This window comes from Phaeodactylibacter xiamenensis, assembly GCF_000759025.1.
Taxonomy (GTDB): domain Bacteria; phylum Bacteroidota; class Bacteroidia; order Chitinophagales; family Saprospiraceae; genus Phaeodactylibacter; species Phaeodactylibacter xiamenensis.
In genome coordinates this window covers 79,545-97,746 of sequence record NZ_JPOS01000093.1, presented here as the reverse complement: position 1 = coordinate 97,746, position 18,202 = coordinate 79,545, and the positions used below count along the sequence as shown (strand labels likewise).

Annotated in this window: 15 protein-coding genes; 7 read left to right on the top strand and 8 right to left on the bottom strand. The window is 48.3% G+C overall.

The features are described from left to right. Nucleotides 1-85 precede the first annotated feature (85 nt). Nucleotides 86-1,813 (top strand): IS1182 family transposase, encoded by a 1,728-nt coding sequence (locus IX84_RS28690; RefSeq protein ID WP_052516492.1) that lies wholly within the window; start codon nt 86-88, stop codon nt 1,811-1,813. A 720-nt stretch (nt 1,814-2,533) separates the two neighbouring features. Then, nucleotides 2,534-3,526 (top strand): transposase, encoded by a 993-nt coding sequence (locus tag IX84_RS28685; RefSeq protein WP_152604899.1) that lies wholly within the window; start codon nt 2,534-2,536, stop codon nt 3,524-3,526. On the opposite strand, the gene IX84_RS28680 is transcribed toward IX84_RS28685, so the two are convergent. Further along, on the bottom strand, nt 3,515-4,222 hold the full coding sequence (locus IX84_RS28680; protein ID WP_160213987.1) for a transposase: 708 nt from the start codon (nt 4,220-4,222) through the stop codon (nt 3,515-3,517). The two genes, IX84_RS28685 and IX84_RS28680, sit on opposite strands and share 12 nt — an antisense overlap. Nucleotides 4,223-4,383: 161 nt before the next feature. Between IX84_RS28680 and tnpC the strand changes: the two genes are divergently transcribed. The 4 genes from tnpC to IX84_RS28660 all read left to right on the top strand — a co-directional run bounded on the left by tnpC (nt 4,384) and on the right by IX84_RS28660 (nt 10,255). Continuing rightward, the gene (gene tnpC / locus IX84_RS28675) at nt 4,384-5,850 is read left to right on the top strand and encodes an IS66 family transposase (protein ID WP_063978310.1); all 1,467 of its coding nucleotides are present in this window, start codon (nt 4,384-4,386) and stop codon (nt 5,848-5,850) included. A 1,454-nt stretch (nt 5,851-7,304) separates the two neighbouring features. Continuing rightward, the gene (locus IX84_RS28670; RefSeq protein WP_044229544.1) at nt 7,305-7,928 is read left to right on the top strand and encodes a hypothetical protein; all 624 of its coding nucleotides are present in this window, start codon (nt 7,305-7,307) and stop codon (nt 7,926-7,928) included. A 99-nt stretch (nt 7,929-8,027) separates the two neighbouring features. Next, nucleotides 8,028-9,755: an IS1182 family transposase gene (locus IX84_RS28665; RefSeq protein WP_052516492.1), complete on the top strand. Its 1,728-nt coding sequence runs from the start codon at nt 8,028-8,030 to the stop codon at nt 9,753-9,755. A gap of 152 nt (nt 9,756-9,907) precedes the next feature. After that, complete coding sequence (locus tag IX84_RS28660) at nt 9,908-10,255, top strand: hypothetical protein (RefSeq protein ID WP_044229542.1); 348 nt, start codon at nt 9,908-9,910, stop codon at nt 10,253-10,255. Between the two features lie 136 nt (nt 10,256-10,391). Here IX84_RS28660 and IX84_RS28655 read toward each other — a convergent pair whose 3' ends face one another. Continuing rightward, nucleotides 10,392-10,721: a hypothetical protein gene (locus IX84_RS28655; protein WP_044229539.1), complete on the bottom strand. Its 330-nt coding sequence runs from the start codon at nt 10,719-10,721 to the stop codon at nt 10,392-10,394. An 89-nt stretch (nt 10,722-10,810) separates the two neighbouring features. Between IX84_RS28655 and IX84_RS28650 the strand changes: the two genes are divergently transcribed. Then, nucleotides 10,811-11,362: a hypothetical protein gene (locus IX84_RS28650; protein ID WP_044229536.1), complete on the top strand. Its 552-nt coding sequence runs from the start codon at nt 10,811-10,813 to the stop codon at nt 11,360-11,362. A 41-nt stretch (nt 11,363-11,403) separates the two neighbouring features. Here IX84_RS28650 and IX84_RS28645 read toward each other — a convergent pair whose 3' ends face one another. From IX84_RS28645 to IX84_RS28620, 6 genes are all read right to left on the bottom strand, one after another. Further along, entirely contained in the window at nt 11,404-12,081 is a 678-nt protein-coding gene (locus IX84_RS28645) for a hypothetical protein (protein WP_044229534.1), read from the bottom strand. Between the two features lie 112 nt (nt 12,082-12,193). Beyond that, on the bottom strand, nt 12,194-12,808 hold the full coding sequence (locus IX84_RS28640; RefSeq protein WP_044229530.1) for a flavin reductase family protein: 615 nt from the start codon (nt 12,806-12,808) through the stop codon (nt 12,194-12,196). 85 nt (nt 12,809-12,893) lie between these two features. Beyond that, nucleotides 12,894-13,943, bottom strand: a complete 1,050-nt coding sequence (locus tag IX84_RS28635) for a hypothetical protein (RefSeq protein WP_044229527.1) — start codon at nt 13,941-13,943, stop codon at nt 12,894-12,896. Beyond that, nucleotides 13,909-14,652, bottom strand: a complete 744-nt coding sequence (locus IX84_RS28630; RefSeq protein WP_044229561.1) for an NRDE family protein — start codon at nt 14,650-14,652, stop codon at nt 13,909-13,911. Before IX84_RS28630 ends, IX84_RS28635 begins: the two co-directional genes overlap by 35 nt. A gap of 5 nt (nt 14,653-14,657) precedes the next feature. Continuing rightward, nucleotides 14,658-15,329, bottom strand: coding sequence for a nitroreductase family protein (locus tag IX84_RS28625; protein ID WP_044229524.1), 672 nt, complete (start codon nt 15,327-15,329; stop codon nt 14,658-14,660). Nucleotides 15,330-16,614: 1,285 nt separating this feature from the next. Beyond that, nucleotides 16,615-18,144, bottom strand: coding sequence for a T9SS type A sorting domain-containing protein (locus IX84_RS28620; protein WP_044229522.1), 1,530 nt, complete (start codon nt 18,142-18,144; stop codon nt 16,615-16,617). Nucleotides 18,145-18,202: the final 58 nt, after the last annotated feature.

The window sequence follows — 18,202 nt, the reverse complement described above, 5'->3', positions numbered from 1 at the left end:
GGGGCTGTCTTAAAAGCCCCTACTGCGCAGGATTTTAATACCAGCCAATGATTTGTATCTTGAGGGAAAGATAATACACCTTCAGATGAGTAACAAGCCATCAGGCCGTGGCGTAGTATTCAAGCCATATGTCCAGGATCAAGGGTGGTTGTTTCCGCCTACTATAGGGGAGCTGATACCTGCACAGCATAAAGTGCGGTTGATTAACGAGGCTATAGACGGTATGGACTTGGACAAGGTACTGTCTACCTACAAGGGAGGGGGTACGAGTTCGTACCACCCCAAGATGTTGTTAAAGATATTGGTTTATGGTTATGTAGAAAAGGTCTATTCTTCCCGCATGCTTGAAAAAGCCTGCCACGAGAATATCTGCTTCATGTGGTTAAGCGGGAACCAGCACCCAGGCCACAACACGATCAACAGTTTCCGCAAGCACCGTTTGAGCAATACGGTCAAGGACGTATTTGCCCAGGTGCTGCTGTTGCTGGTAGAGCAGGGCTACGTCCAGCTCAAGGACTATTATGTCGACGGCACGAAAATGGAATCGGTGGCCAACCGCTATAGTTTTGTCTGGGCTAAGAACGTAGCCCGTTACAAAGCCTCTGTTTTGGAGAAGGTGGCCCAGATACTGGCGCACATAGATGAGCTGTCCAGCCAAGAGGACAGCCCCCCGCCTGACCCTGGCGGGCCAGGCACAAAGACGGATGTGCTGGCAGAAGGGGAGCAGCCACTTAGCGACAGCAAGGCAGTCCGCGAGGCCATCAGCCGTATCAACAGCCGCTTGGACAGTGAAATGCCCGGGGGTGAAGACACCAAGCCGTCCAAGTCGCAAGCCAAGCAAAAGCGCCTGGCCGGCAAACTGCCAAAAGACCATCTGCCCAAGCTGGAAGGTTACGAAGAGCAAGAGCGGCTGTTGGGCGGGCGTTCCTCGTATTCAAAGACGGATGTCGATGCTACTTTCATGAGGACAAAGGACGACCACTTGGGCAATGGGCAACTGCGGCCTTGTTACAATCTTCAGGTCGGTACCGAACAGCAGTTTATCGTCAACTATACGGTGCACCAGACGGCTTCTGACATAAGCTGTTTTGTAGCCCATATGGATGACACCCTGGGGGTACTAGACAATGCCGGGTTGAAATTGCCGGATAATGTTTGTGCTGACGCAGGCTATGGCAGCGAGCAAAACTACGAGTATCTGGAAGAGAAAGGTATAGAAGCCTATGTCAAATACCCAGGTTACCATAAAGAGCAAAAGGGCAAGCATAAGCATGCGTTCCCCCAGCAGGCGCTGCACTATAATGAAGAGGGGGACTACTTTGTTTGCCCTATGGGCCAGCACATGCATCAAGTGGGCCAGACGAAAGAAAAAACAAAAACGGGATATATAAGAACCATCCATATATATGAGGCCCAAAATTGTGAGGGCTGCCCCTTACGTGGCCAATGCTTCAAAGCCAAAGCTCAGAACCGGGCCATAAAGATAAGCCACAAGGCCCGCCAGTACCGGCAAAAGGCTAAGGAGCGCCTGCAGTCGCTAAAAGGGCAACGAAAGAAGATCCAGCGCAACATCGATGTAGAAGCTGTTTTTGGCCACATCAAGCAAGACCGGGGCTTCAGACGGTTCATGCTACAGGGGCTTAAAGGCGTAAATGTCGAGATGGGGCTGCTTGCTATCGCCAATAATTTCACCAAATGGCACAATTTAAGGAGAGCCAAGAGGATACCTATGCCCGGCCCTCATCAACCAGGCCCAAATAACGCCCAAATTGCATTAGAATACCCCCAAAATGCACTCAAAATGGCCGCTTAGCCAACATCAGGCCCTCTGAGGCCTCACAGGACCGTCAAATAGCCAGCTTAGATCAGACATCCCGAAGCCAGTGTCTGACTTCAGGGTGAATCCTGTCCTCGGGCTTCAGGGCTTTTAAGACGGCCTCATTTTTTAAATGCCGTTGCATTTATTTGTTGAATCGTAACTTAGAAGTTGTCTAAAAATGATTTGTATGGAGTTTAGTTTTTCTCAACAAAATGATTGAAAAGGCTAGGAAATGAGCACTCATCCAATTTCTAGCAGATGTCTCGTACCGGACTAAAAGAGATTTGAAGCCATCAATCCAAGCGTTGGTCCGCTCAACAGCAAACCTTTCCTTATACAACAGCGATTCCCGCTTTGGCACACAACCCACTGATAAAGAATAAGGTGTACCTTTGAGGAAAAAAGAGAATGAAAAAGCCAAGCGGCACCAGCTATGACAGCCTATATGGCTTATGCAGAGCGTTTTACAGTGGAGTGCCTGACCCGCGTGCGCCGAATGCGTCCATCAAATTGCCCGATTATTTTCTGAGCGCCATGGCGATGTTCCAGTTGAAGTACCCTTCCTTATTGGCCTTTGACAAAGGGCGGACAAAGAAGGAAGAGGTTAACCTTCGGCAGCTGTTTGGCATAAACAAGGTGCCATCAGACACCAGTATGCGCCAAACGCTGGATGAAATCCCCCCTTCTCAGCTTCAGCCTTTATTCGGGCAGGTATTGGGCGAAGTTGAGAAGAGCGGCAAACTAAAGCAGTACGAGCTCTTGGGCGGGCACCTCCTGGCCCCGATGGACGGGGTAGAGTTTTTTTCGTCTAGCCAGGTAAGCTGCGAGTACTGCCAGCAAAAGAGAAGCCGCGGCAAGGACAAGGCAGTCCGCTACTCCCATGCTATGTTGGGTGCTGTGATTGTAAAGCCGGGTGCTGGGGAAGTCCTGCCATTGGACTGCGAGCCGATAAACAAGCAAGACGGGCAAAAGAAGAACGACCATGAACTGGTAGCGGCCAATCGGCTGTGGGGCCGCTTGTGGGAACGCCACCCAAACTGGAAGTTCTTGCATGGGGGGGATGCCCTGTTTGCAAATGGCCCGATGATCAGGGAAATCACACAAGCGGGGCACAGCTATATTTTGAGCGTCAAGCCTGATAGCCATGAAATGCTTTTCGCCCACTATGGCCACCCTGGAAATAAGCATGCTTATCAGCACCATTACCAAAAAGTGGGCGATGAAGAATGGCATCTTTCCTGGTGTGATAATTTGCCACTGAATAACAGCGCGGCAGATGTGCGCACGAATTTTTTAATTTTAAAAGTCACGGGCAAAAAAGGCAAAACCGCTACTTTTACTTGGGTTACAAATATTAAAATTAACAAAAGAAATGTAGTGCTTCTTGCCCGATGCGGCCGCGGCCGGTGGAAAATCGAAAACGAAACGTTCAACACGCTGAAAAATCAGGGCTACAATTTTGAGCACAACTATGGGCATGGGAAAAAACATCTATCAAATTTGCTAGCGACTTTGATGATGCTCGTTTTCCTCATTGACCAAATCCAGCAATTGGCCAGCAAGGTTTTCAAAAAGGTATTGTCTGCGGTAAAAACTAAAACCCGTCTTTGGGATGAATTCAGGGCTGTTTTCCGTTTTCTGGGGCTCAACTCATTTAAACACCTGCTCATGGCTTTAGCTTCAAATCATTCAGCTTCAGGGCCTTAGATGCCAAAGCGGGAATCGCTGCTTATACAACTCAGGGTCTACAAGGTATTCATAATCAGTGTTTTTTGCATTCCTTTTGTTGATGTCTATGTTGGCAAGGATTTCCAGCCCATCACAGTACTCTCTAAAGCTCCTGCTGTCAAAACCAGCATCTGCATTCATTACCAAACCTCTTGGGTCGATATCGGCCTGCTCTAAAATTTCGCAGATATTTTTGAATGCCTTGTTAATTTCATAGAGGTCATGATGATTACCTGATACGGGTTTTGACATCGCTAACGGGATTCCGTTGGAGTCAGTCAAAAACAGCATGTTTGTTGTTTTTGCAGATTTCCGGCTTTGATACCCCACTGCCTCACCACCCATTCTAGCTCGGGTCTGGCTACCGTCTAAAGCTACGGTGGACATATCCAAGGCAGCTTTATTTGCTTTCAATAATGCCGTCCATAAGCGATGCCAAGAACCATCTTTAGCCCATTTATTGTAATGATAAAACACTGTTTTATAGGATTTTATGGCAAATCCAAAAAACTGGCGCAGGGGTAACTCTCGCCATTGTGTACCTGTTTTTAGGCGGTATATTATTGCTTTGACCATTTTCCAAAGCTTAACTTTTGGCTTGCGCCCTAGATTTGTTGTGCTCAAATAGGGCATCAAATTGTGTGTGATGAATTTCTTGGTTAATTTTACGTACATAGTTGCGAAAGGAGTTTGGAAAAGTTTAGAGATTTCCAAATATCTCCTTTTGCAACTTTTTGTGCAAACCATCTCGATTTCACCACGATTCTTTTTTAGACAACTTCTTTTTCAGCACGCCTTCGTGCCGAGAATTTGAAATAAAGTTATTATTTTTTGGGATGCTTCCAGAACCACTACAACAAGCCATCAGGAGATTGCCCGAAGAAGCCCGAGTGCTCGTCGAGGCTATAGTAGTGTTCTATGACCATCACTATAAATCGAAGATCCAGGAATTAGAAGCCAGGATCAAAGAACTGGAAGATCAGATATCCAAGAACAGCAGGAATAGCAGCAAGCCTCCTTCTTCGGATGAGTTTGAAAAGCCTGCCCCCAAAAGCCAGCGCAAAAAGACTGGCCGCAAGGCTGGCGGGCAAAAGGGCCACGAGGGGGCTAACCTAAAAATGGTGGATTCCCCAGACGAAAAAGAGCTTCATAAAGTGGAGTTTTGTGCCTGTTGCCAAAAAAGCCTTCGCAGGCAAAAAGCCGATTCCATAGAATGCCGCCAGGTATATGACTTGCCCCCGTTGGAGTTGATCATAACCGAACACCAGGCGGAAGTTAAACGCTGTTCCTGCGGGCATGTCAACCGAGCCGATTTTCCGGCGGGTGTTAACCATTATGTGCAATACGGACCCAACATAAAGAGCCTGTTGGTGTATATGCAAGATTACCAACTGCTGCCTTACGAACGGACTAAAGAGTTTGTCCAGGATATTTTCGGCCATCAGCTCAGTACTGGCACCTTATATAATATCCGTCATACGGCCTTTGGCCAACTGGGCACTTTTGAAGAGCGGCTCAAGGCACTGTTGACAACAGCCGTTGTGGCCGGCTTTGATGAAACCGGTATCCGGATAATGACCCAGCGGCTGTGGCTGCATAGCTGTTCGACTAGCCAGCATGCGTATTATGAGCCTCATGCCAAGCGGGGCCAGGCTGCCATGGATGATATTGGCATTTTGCCCAAGTTCGAAGGCATTGCCATTCATGACTTTTGGAAGAGCTATTACCGCTACGGCCGTGAACATGGCCTGTGCAATGCACACCTGCTAAGAGAACTAACCTTTGTCAAAGAACGCCATAAGCAAGCTTGGGCGGATGAACTCGCAGGCCTGCTCCTCAAAATGAAAGCTGCCAAAGAAAGGGCTATTGCCAAAGGCAAACAGTTCTTGTCCCCGGCAACTTTAAGCCGGTATCGAAGCCTCTATGAAGGCCTGGTACAAAAAGGGCTTAAAGCCAACCCCTACAAACCTCCTCCCAAAAAGAAAAGAGGCCGGGATAAAAAAACGAAGCCTCGAAACCTAATAGAACGCTTTAGAGACTACGCTGACGATATTTTGAGGTTCTTCTACGATTTTAAAGTGCCATTTGACAATAACTTCTCTGAACGGGACATCCGAATGATGAAAGTCAAACAAAAGATCTCGGGTTGTTTCAGAAGTTTTGACGGCGCCAGGTTCTTCGCAAGAATCCGCAGTTTTATCGTCACGGCTCGTAAACAAAACATCAATGTTTTCAAGGCATTGAAGAATTTGTTTATGGACAGTTCTATCGTTTTTCAATTAACCAGCACGCAGGCGTGCTGAATAGTTACGTTGAATCTAAGTAACAAAACATCAAGCTTGTAAAACTTGCACGAGATTTACTCTCCCTGACAAAAGAAAATGGAAAAGCTGGTCTGAAAAACAGAATAAGCGATTTTAATTCAAGCCTGCCCCAACGTTGCAGAAAGGACTTGGCTGCTCAGGCAACGCTCTACCTGAAATCAGGTAGAAATACGACTTTCCATCTCTCTGCACACAAAAAAATCGCCGCCATAGGCAATATTTTTCCAAACGGCCTAATCGAGACAAAACCAACTAAAGATCAACAATTTATAATTAAAAAAATACAAGTATAAAGGGAAAAAGCGGAGCAAAAGCAGCGAGCAGGTCAGCAGAAAGGCTTGGTGAGATATATTTTTTTTCTAACTTTGAAGAAGTTATTATTTACATGAGATAGTAAGACGACCTTTTACGACCTACTTTTTTACGACGACCTACAATAAAAAAGCTCCGTCTGCGACGGAGCCTCTTGCTAATAACAAATCATAATCTCATGAAATAATAAGACGACCTAATTTTTCAAACAAATCTATATTTTGATGTTGCTCTAGTTTTTTTTGGAGCTCCTTGCCAGTCTTTTGTGTTGATCCGGCAAGGAACCCACGGCGTTTGGGATTATGATAGCGTACGCTCAACTTGATATTCATCCCCTTCTGAGCAGTACATCCGGCTGTTTATCCCGAGCTTTAAGGCTAGAGATTGTACCATTTATCATAAGACGGTTGTGTGCTGCCGCAAGCAAACGAACCGTTTTAATGTCAAAGAAAGAATGGGCAGCAGTATCAGAAAATTTATCCCTACAGCTTAAAAGTTTTTGGGATATGAATCGGTCTCTGGGAACTGTAGGTAATCTCCCCTACACTGCCGCCCGGTGGTAAAGTATCATGAAGTTGGTTTTAACAAAAAAACTGGCTTAAATAGTTGTTCGTAGCCTTTGGGATAGCCTCTCAGTTTGATATTAGTTACTTTACCATTGATCTGTTCTTTCAATTTTAACTCCAGGCTTTCCTGGTGTTTTTCTTCAAGGCTGTTTCGTTAGCCCCTTTCCTTTTGATTACATTACAAATATGCAGGCTTTCTCACCCCAGGACAAAGACAAAAAACGGGTTTTGTTGAAAAAAAAATCTAAATAAAAAACTTCATTTTACAATTAACTCCAATCTTAAAATACTGTAAACCAAATATATAGACCCCAATCTAATTTATAATCCTTGTTGATTTTTATTGAAAATTACAGTTCGTTTTCCTGCTGATTTTTTTCATTTTTTTTCAAAAAAAGCCTGGAAAAAGGTTTCTAGGTGGATTTTCACCCTGAATAGTGTCGATTTCTGTCCCCCTCCATATCAGATATTCCTCTTATTTTGAGCACTGAACCTTAAGCTTTAGTGACGAAGAGAAGCTAAATGGTACAATTCCCGCCAAACTACTTATGATCTATGAGCCTGAAAAAGACGTACTCTAATTCCGGAAAAGCGGCACGCCCTCCGATGCTAACCCAAAGCGACGAAAAGAAGAAACGATTTTGGAATACAGAGAAAATCATGAGCACAAGCGCAATTATGATCAGCCTCATGTCTTTAATTGCGCTCTTCTACCAAACCAACCTTATGAGAGAGGAGCAAGAGCTGCAGCGCAATGCCCAGCTCAAGTCTACGATGCCCTACCTCATGATCGCTAATGCCAACTACGGAGGGCCTAATTTCTCCATCGTACTCAGCAATAAAGGGATAGGCCCGGCGATTGTCGACTCCACGATTGTCATTTATAAAGATTCGGCCTATCAGATGGACCTGCCTACTTTTCTTTATCAGGAAATCCCTGAACTCAGCAAAATCAGCGAAATCTATCATTCCAATATCGCCCCGGGACAGCTCATCTCTCCCAATGAAAGAATCGAAATATTCAAGGTGGATAATTCGCAGGAAAGCGCGAATCAGTTTTTGCAGCTGTTAATGGCCATTGACATAGACTACCGGCTCATCTATCGAAGTGTATACGACGAGCGCTGGGCATTGACGGGAGAAAGCTATTTTCCGGTAAAGCTGGAGGAAGAGGAATAATTGAATAGGGTAAAGGGGCTGTCTTAAAAGCCCCTACTGCGCAGGATTTTAATACCAGCCAATGATTTGTATCTTGAGGGAAAGATAATACACCTTCAGATGAGTAACAAGCCATCAGGCCGTGGCGTAGTATTCAAGCCATATGTCCAGGATCAAGGGTGGTTGTTTCCGCCTACTATAGGGGAGCTGATACCTGCACAGCATAAAGTGCGGTTGATTAACGAGGCTATAGACGGTATGGACTTGGACAAGGTACTGTCTACCTACAAGGGAGGGGGTACGAGTTCGTACCACCCCAAGATGTTGTTAAAGATATTGGTTTATGGTTATGTAGAAAAGGTCTATTCTTCCCGCATGCTTGAAAAAGCCTGCCACGAGAATATCTGCTTCATGTGGTTAAGCGGGAACCAGCACCCAGGCCACAACACGATCAACAGTTTCCGCAAGCACCGTTTGAGCAATACGGTCAAGGACGTATTTGCCCAGGTGCTGCTGTTGCTGGTAGAGCAGGGCTACGTCCAGCTCAAGGACTATTATGTCGACGGCACGAAAATGGAATCGGTGGCCAACCGCTATAGTTTTGTCTGGGCTAAGAACGTAGCCCGTTACAAAGCCTCTGTTTTGGAGAAGGTGGCCCAGATACTGGCGCACATAGATGAGCTGTCCAGCCAAGAGGACAGCCCCCCGCCTGACCCTGGCGGGCCAGGCACAAAGACGGATGTGCTGGCAGAAGGGGAGCAGCCACTTAGCGACAGCAAGGCAGTCCGCGAGGCCATCAGCCGTATCAACAGCCGCTTGGACAGTGAAATGCCCGGGGGTGAAGACACCAAGCCGTCCAAGTCGCAAGCCAAGCAAAAGCGCCTGGCCGGCAAACTGCCAAAAGACCATCTGCCCAAGCTGGAAGGTTACGAAGAGCAAGAGCGGCTGTTGGGCGGGCGTTCCTCGTATTCAAAGACGGATGTCGATGCTACTTTCATGAGGACAAAGGACGACCACTTGGGCAATGGGCAACTGCGGCCTTGTTACAATCTTCAGGTCGGTACCGAACAGCAGTTTATCGTCAACTATACGGTGCACCAGACGGCTTCTGACATAAGCTGTTTTGTAGCCCATATGGATGACACCCTGGGGGTACTAGACAATGCCGGGTTGAAATTGCCGGATAATGTTTGTGCTGACGCAGGCTATGGCAGCGAGCAAAACTACGAGTATCTGGAAGAGAAAGGTATAGAAGCCTATGTCAAATACCCAGGTTACCATAAAGAGCAAAAGGGCAAGCATAAGCATGCGTTCCCCCAGCAGGCGCTGCACTATAATGAAGAGGGGGACTACTTTGTTTGCCCTATGGGCCAGCACATGCATCAAGTGGGCCAGACGAAAGAAAAAACAAAAACGGGATATATAAGAACCATCCATATATATGAGGCCCAAAATTGTGAGGGCTGCCCCTTACGTGGCCAATGCTTCAAAGCCAAAGCTCAGAACCGGGCCATAAAGATAAGCCACAAGGCCCGCCAGTACCGGCAAAAGGCTAAGGAGCGCCTGCAGTCGCTAAAAGGGCAACGAAAGAAGATCCAGCGCAACATCGATGTAGAAGCTGTTTTTGGCCACATCAAGCAAGACCGGGGCTTCAGACGGTTCATGCTACAGGGGCTTAAAGGCGTAAATGTCGAGATGGGGCTGCTTGCTATCGCCAATAATTTCACCAAATGGCACAATTTAAGGAGAGCCAAGAGGATACCTATGCCCGGCCCTCATCAACCAGGCCCAAATAACGCCCAAATTGCATTAGAATACCCCCAAAATGCACTCAAAATGGCCGCTTAGCCAACATCAGGCCCTCTGAGGCCTCACAGGACCGTCAAATAGCCAGCTTAGATCAGACATCCCGAAGCCAGTGTCTGACTTCAGGGTGAATCCTGTCCTCGGGCTTCAGGGCTTTTAAGACGGCCTCAATTCTGTCACCTCAACCTGCTCCAATGGCCCGCAAGCAACGTTTTTCCCGGTTTCTGTTTTTGCTGAATGGCAGCTTATTTTTCCTTGGTGCCCTGACAGCCTGGCCCTCCGGGCGGTTTTGGCTGACCCTTGTGCATGGGCTGGCGGCCGTTTTTAACGGGGTGGCATTCCTGCAATTCAACCATCCCCGGCGCAAACCCATGCTAAACCTGCTCGTACTCGTCATGAACGTGGCCGTAGCCGGAGCAGTGGCGCTGGAATATCACTGGTCAGGAGCTCAGTACATACAGTACGCCTGGGCTATCGCTGCGATAGTGTCGGTCATTGCCCTGTTTGTTCAGGCCTGGAAAACGCAAGCCCTGCCGGGGTGACAAACCACTTAAGGGGTTAACCGATACCGAATACCGAATTTTAATCTAATACAATGGTAACGCTCAAGGGCTGCAGCATCGGCATTGGTGTAAGATTGTGGTTCGATGACCGCACTCACGCCACCCAGTATACTGGTCAGTTGTCCGATGGGTAATACTGCCATCGCCTGCGCCTGAAGGGGGTAGCTAAGGGCAGATTTGTAGCCATAATTATTGGGCCAGATTTGAGGCTCCTGCGCTCCATTGAGTACCATGCCGCTTCTTGACCGCTGCAGTCGTAAGGAGTCCCGGTTGGATTGTTATCGTAGCGCGACAAATAGACAAAGGTCATGGTAATGCCATCCTCAATATCGGCATTCATGGTCAGAACTTCTTCCGGGGCATCACAGGTAGTCAGTGTGCCGATATCCAAATCATCGGCCAGTAAGAGCGCAAGGGCCAGGGCGATAATGGGTAATGGCTTCATTGGTTCATTTTTTACCGTGATTAAGGCGTGCTTCACGCTTAGAATAGGTTTAGTGCGGCGGGTGCTGCATCTTTAACAAAATTATTTCCATGAAAATATTCACCGTTTTCTTTTACGTTGTAAGCTTTGTCGCAATCATTGCGGAAGCCTTTCAATATTTTACAGTAGGGTTGGGGCTGGAGTATGTTTTTATGATCCCGCTCATTTTTGTTTCCGGATTATTAAGTGCTTTTTTACCGGCTCTGATTCGCCTGCCAGTGATAGCTACTGGATTGCAGGGGCTGGCCAACTGGTTCATTCTAATGGCAATAGGGATAGGAATGGTTTATGCTTACGTCTATATCCGGGATCAACCTGAAACAATACTGCGGGCTTCTTTTTATATGGAGTCTGGGCTGGATATTGAATTTAGAGCCAATGGAACTTACAAAGCCATAAACAATGGAATGGGGGGCGCGAGTGCCCATTACGGAAGCTATGCCCAATCAGGAGCGTACTTTATTACGGACAACCGTTTGTACCTGGGGCGGTCCCGGCTCAGGGATACACTGATACGGGACTCAAATCAGCTGCACTTCCGGCTGGGGCAACCGTTCAGAGGGATCAATGCTGGAATAATGTGGATTTCGGCAGAAGAGTAATGTTAGAAATGCTGACATAGCACCTCTTAAGGCAGGCCGACTTATTCCAAATTCTGGAACCGCCACTGCCGCCCCGAACCATCCGTAAAGGAGACGATGCCATACTGACGGTTGAACCAAACCTCACCGGGCCCACTGGCGACCTGATGCATCCATACCTCCTGGAAAATTCGGTTAAAGAGGGTAATTTCCTCAACTGGTGGCGTGAGCTCATCCCGGGGCCAGCTGCGCTGATTGAAAACGGTTTCAAATGTTTTCCGGAATGAGGTTTCGCCCGGGGTTTTGGACCACACTTCCACCCAGTCGCCTACATCCCGGCTGCCCGGATTAGCCAGGTTGGGCCTCGCCCGCAGGCGAACGATAAATTCCAGGTTCAATGCCGCACTGCGCAGAGTGTCATCGAGGTACTGCGACACATAAGCCGTCCGTACGCCAGTGCTGTCGTCGTAGATATTGTCAACAAAAACATTTATAGAATCCAGGCCAGGAGCCTCTGCATGAATGATCTCAAAGCTCGCTGAAGCACTGTTCTCATCCACAAAAAAGACGGATTCCCGGTCGTGGTAGGCGAGTTGAGTCCGTGTCTCACCGAGAAGGCTGAACTGGCCTAAGTCGAACTGGGTAGGGTAGCTGGTATCAATTTCTCTGAGAAAGCGATTGCCACAGCCAATAACCGTTAGAACACAGATTACAAACAGCAGATAGCCTATTTTTTTCATGAACTCTTTTTTCGGTTTACACTACACGCCCAATTCAGGCACTGCATGCAAAAATAGAAAAAGTCAGACAGTATGCTGTCATAGGATTGTGAGGATGCGCCAGGTAATCCAATTACGGCCTCGGATAATCCAACCGATCGATCAAGGCCGGCTTGTAATAGCTGTCCAGCCCGGCAACGCTAAGGATGCCGGCTTTTTCCAGCAGGATATGCCCGTCTTCCGCAATCAAGACTTCGTCAATGAGGACTTCCACCACTTTGCCAATCACGAAGATGGACCCGTTCGCTTTAATATGGTGTTCCTCTGCCAACTCAAGCCCCAATTTGATCGGGCTTTCAGCAACATAGGGAGCAGGGTGGGTATCGGTGTACTGGGTTTTCAGCCCTACGGCTTCGAACTCAGAGTGGTCCGGTTCGTACTTGGCAGAAGCCTGATGTGCCTGATGCATCAGCTCCTCTGTCACCTGATTGAGGGTGAAGTAGCCTTGTGCCTTGATGTTGTGATAGGTCTGCCGAGGCACTGTCAGTGGGCGAATGATGAAGCCCAGGTGGGGCGGAGTGGCCCCTACGTGGGTGATGCTGTTGAACAGCCCCAGATTAGGCACTTTCTTATAGCTCAGCGTGCCCAGCAAATGGCAACTGCGGTAACCGGAAATGGTATTCATGAAATCGCGCCGGTAAAAGCGCTCCATAGCGAGGATGTCCTCCAGAGAAAATTGCTTCTGCATAAGTTTTCGCGTAAAGTTGGTGTGCAATGGCTCAAACAGTATGCGGGGCAATAGGTTCGGCACAAAAGAAAACAAATGGCAGGCGTTATTTCCCCACTTTCCGCTGGTAAGCGAAGAGGTCCAGAAAGGCACGGGCGGTTTTGGCGTGAGACAATAACGGGACCCCTTTGCGCCGGTTTTGGCGGGCAATTTTATAAATAATGGACCAGTGCCGGGCCAGATCGCGCAGGGCCGACCAGTAGGTGCCCCGTTGAGGGTCATAAATATGGGTGGGTTCTGAGCAAACCCCGTTGACTTCGATGATTTTTAGGCCTTCACCGGTGAAAAGGCTGTCCAGGCTGCGGCATTTCAGGTCGAACCGGCCGTAGTAAAAGCCCTCAATTTGGGCACTGATGCGGTCAAAAACAGCCACCATGTCTTCGTTGATGAGGTCGTTGCTGTTGATGAAGCGGGTGCCTTTGGCATGGTTGCCCACAATGCCCAGGCGGACCTGCTCGCCTGGTCCTGGGACCTTCGCCATCTTATGAGGGTAAAGCGCCTGAATCCGATTCAGCTGAAGCAGGGCCCGTGGGCTTTGTCGTACCAGTTCCAGCACGGTAGATTGTCCGTCCCCCAGCACATGCAAGAACTCCTTGGTGGTCACGGAGGTGATGGCGCCCCTTTTCGCCCCTGGCATTCGGTGGTACAACACCCCAACCTCTTCCGGCCAGTCTATGTACTCCTGAGCGATAAATGGAATAGCCCGATAGCCAAGGTGCTGCATCAGAGCGCTGATGTCCTCTACTTTTTGGACCAACAGCCCCCGAAAACCGAGGTCGGGCTTGACAATCAACGGGAAAGTCAGCCCTGCCTCCCGCAGCTGTTCTTCAACCTGGGACTGTGAAATGCCAGCGGGCAGAAAGACGGACTTTGGGCGGTAAGCTTCAGGCAGGAGCTTCAGGGTATCGAATTTGGACTCCATGCCCATACCTGCGGTATAAATGCTGGGGTTGACTGCTGACCAGTAGCACATGTGCCGCGCTTTGATCATAAGCCAGATCAGGTAAGGAGCAATAGGATAGTAAAAGGCTTTAGAAGGCCAGTACTCCCAGTTGCGCAGCTTAATTTTTGCGGTGGTGGACGGCCAAAGCTTCATGGTTAACGGGCAATTGTGCTTTTTTGGTTTGTTGCCGCAGCAGGTCATGGTAGGTAAAGTCCAGCTGCAGCGGCGTAGCTTCGATACTGCTTATACTGACGGTCCGGACGATGTTATTCCGGTTCATCACCACATCGTTTTCCGGGTCGCCATCCCCTGCTGTGCGGTGCCAGTGGAGGATCGCGCTTTGCTCAAAGGTGTCCTGCCCGTCCAGCCATTCGCTAAACCATTGTTCCCGTTTTTGCTGCATCTCCGGCGTGTAAAGGGTGGGGGAGGACCACACGTGCGGCTTTGTGGCATCTTTAGCCTGTACATTGAGTTCTTTTTCATCCCAGCGGATATCCGTCACCTGCCCACTTCGGATGACCAGCATGGTAAAGGGCTCCATGCCTTCGAAGGTATACTGTCGCACAAAGGCATGGAGGGTATCGAAGCTGAAAAAGTCCAGTGCCATAAGCCCGCGGCTGCGGCGGTAGGGAGGTTGGTGTTTATGCTTCAGGAAGGCACCATTAAGTATGCAGACTATGGTTCCGTTGCTGCCTGCAATGACCCAGGTACCCCCGGCGGCAGTATCACGGGGGAAAAGGAGTTGGGTGCCACTTATAGTAGTAGTGTCCAGATTTTCAGGCGACCTGTGCGGGGCTTCGTCCCGGTTGCTCGTGAAAATAAAACAGCCATCGGTTTTTGGAAGATAGGTTACGGTACACATAAGCATTAAGGATAGTAGATCAATACCTCGTCTTTTGCTTTGCGGTCTATGTCGGGCACCTTTACTTCCTCGCCCGGATAGCCTACAGGGATGAGTAAGAATGCGCGCTCGTTTTCGGGCCGCTTTAGTATCGAATGGAGAAAGTTCATGGGGCTTGGCGTATGAGTTACCGCCACAAGGCCGGCATTGTGGATGGCCGTGAGCAAAAAGCCGGCAGCCAGGCCTACGGATTCATTCACATAGTAGTTCTTCTTTTTCTCTCCATCCACCAGGTCGTACGGCTTCTTGAAAATTACAATCAGGTAAGGCGCAATCTCCAGAAAGGGCTTTTTCCAGTCGGTCCCGAAGGGCTGAAGGTCTTCCAGCCACTCTTCTGACATCCGGCCGTTGTAGTTGTCGTACTCCTCCTTCTCAGCGGCTTCCCGGATTTCCTTTTTCAGCTCCGGGTCGGCTACAATACAAAATGACCACGGTTGCTTGTGAGCCCCGGAAGGCGCAGTAGAGGCCGTCATGACGATATTCTCAATGATCTCATAGGGGACCGGCTTGTCGGAAAAGTCCCGAATGGTGCGCCGGCGGTCCATAAACTGATAATACTCCCGGCTGCGGTTGAGCATTTCTGCTTTGGGGTACCGTATGCATTTGTAGTTGATAAAATTATGCTCCGTTGCTGGCATCTTGGTAGGATTTGTGTTGACCTCTTGAACCTCGCTGCAAAAGTAGACATTATTCGGTAAATCCTTCCGAGGGAATGGAGCATTGCCTGAATCATAATCCTTCGCTCGTTTTTAGTCACATTTGAACGGGCTAAAATTCCTATAAATAAACATAATCAATAAACATCGTTTATTTTTTTGTCATTTTACATGTCACAAAAATATTTTTATAATACATTCTTTTTTGCGATCGTAAAGTATCTTGCAAATGCAAGTCAGTTATTTATGATTTGATTAAACGAATATGTACGACCACTGAATCCTTCCCAAAAACGCATTCCTATCCTGATACCGGTTTGAGTATATCTCGACCCATTCAACAGTCAAAGTGCACAGGTTTATTCCGGAGTTCCCCCCACTCTTGAATATCCGAAAGGGCAGCTATTGACGCTTCAAGCACTATTCACTTCAACACGACTTTTATTTGGTCTTTGCTTTGCTGCAAAGCAGCTATTGTAATGTCTTTTCGCAACCGCTGAGTTGTATTTGGCACATCTTTCCCCCCCACCGTGCTAAATGTAACAACGCAGCGGGGTCAAGATACAGCCCATGAACATTCATAGTATGTCGACTGCCCGAAGTGGGTAGTTTTCTACACGGAGGGACAGTCGACTACCTTTATGACACATTCATTTGGCTGCATTCCTTTTTGCCCCACTACTAGTTCAGTATTCTTTGCTGTCCGGGGGACCAACTTCAAATTTGGAAGCACCATTTTTATAGGAGGAGGCGCAAGGCATCTGTACCGATGTATACGGCGGTCCTTTAGGAACGTTTGTTTCTCCGCCTATCGGTAAATACCTGGCCTCGGGGACGCCCTTTATCCCCCTGGCGTGACCTTCAGGTATGCCCGGTCCCTTGCCCCAATTAACCCAAGCAAGCGTGTAACTCCTCCGTTGGTAGGCCCGTCAGGGCCTACCTTTTTGTTTGCATGCCATGCAAACATTTCCGAAGGGCTGAAGGAAGCCCTGGCAAGTAGGATTTACGCAGCGCGAGCGAACCGAAACTGGGCTGTATGGCGCTGCTTAATAAACTCTAATGAATGGATTTTTTGTATTACATGGTGTGGTTGGAAATCAATACGTTGCACAATACTAAGGTTTAACAGGAGCCGTGTACCTTCCGTTGCCGGCAGGCAGGCGAGGACCGTACGCACGGTAATATGATGAGGGTAAAGCAGGAGGGCGTAGCGTCCTGCTTTATCCCTACTCAATTCAAGCTGTATGCCGCTCGTGGCAGATCTCTACTACTTCACCTTAACCACCTTCTCCTGCTGCAACACCCGCCCGGCAGAGGAATACTGCAAAATATACAGCCCGCCGGGCAAGCCGCTGGTAGACAGCTCCGCCGATTGTGCCCCGCGCTGCAGGCGCTGGTGCAGGACCTGCTGCCCCTGTAGATTGAACAAGCGCAGCGCTGGCTCTTCGTAGCGGATGGCGTTGAGGAACTCCACTTGTATAGGGCCCCGGGCAGGGTTGGGGTAGGCTTTGAAAAAGACTTCCTTGAGCGCCGTCTCTCCCGTGTCTGGGATTTCCTCTACGCTGACGTAAAGGATGCTGTCCTGACAGCCGGGGGTGATGCAGCCATCGGCATCGGTCTTGACCAGCCATACGTCGGGATCAGGGATGGGGTTTGCATAGGTATCATGTATATAACTGCAAGCAATTAATCCTCCATCAGAAGTCTCGGCTACATCATTAAATGGTAAAGTATTTGAAGGAATGGCTAAGGCTTGGAAGTACCGTTTCCATAACAATTCTCCATCTCCTGATACTCTGGCCAACCAGGCCCGGCTCGCATCGCCTTGGATTAAAGCTTCCGGGGCGAGCCCGCACATGACAATATCCCCATTCTCTGTGACCGTCATATTCATGATCCCCGCGCTGCGCCAATCCAGGTATTTATACTCCCATATGACTTCCCCATCGCTGTCCAATCGTCTCAATAAAGGCCCTTCATCCGGGTGCACAAAGGGCTGCTGTATGGTATCGAAAGCCCAGCCCGTGACAAATCCGCCATCAGGATAGGAGGCAATGAGGGCAGGGTAATCATGCGATCTATCTACTTCATCGTATGTTCGCACCCATTCGACTTCGCCATCGCTGGATAGTTTAGCCACATGATAAGCTCTGCCAGATGCTGCCCAGTCAATACCTGAGTAAAAAGCGAGCATGATGGAGCCGTCATTTAATATGGCGAGCTGACCGACAGTGGCATAGTCTATGCTATCCTCTATAGTTGTACTCCAAAGCATTTCCCCTTCTCCATCCGTTTTGATTACTGTACAGTTAGAGAATTCCCCGAAACTACCTCCCTGGACTGCTGTAATAAGGTTCCCATCGTTATCTTGCTCTATTTCCACGGCTGAGTCCCAAAATTGTGCATAATACGTTTTCAACCATAGTGTATCTCCCCATTTATCCATTTTAGCAATGAAAGGAAGCTTATCTTCTATTGTAAGCCTACCACAAGCGTACAAAAATTCCTCATTGCTATCAATAGAGTAATCAAAAATAGTATAATCCTCTACGTCATAATTGTACACTCTATGCCAAAGGCTGTCCCCGTAGTTGTTTATTTTAAATAGGATAGGACAGTACTTAAAGTCTTCGTTACAATAGGTGCCACAATCTACATAAACTCCGTCTTCCACTAGGAATACCTTGAACGCGTTTTCTCCTGCACCATTGGTCAAGTCATAGGTGTTGTGAAAGGTAGGCTGAGCAATACCCGCTATGGAAATGCATAAGCCAACAATCAATAATTGAAATTTCATGTCAAAATATATTGAACCTGCCCAGGCAGCATTAATTGGTTGCCCAGGCAGGTAAATG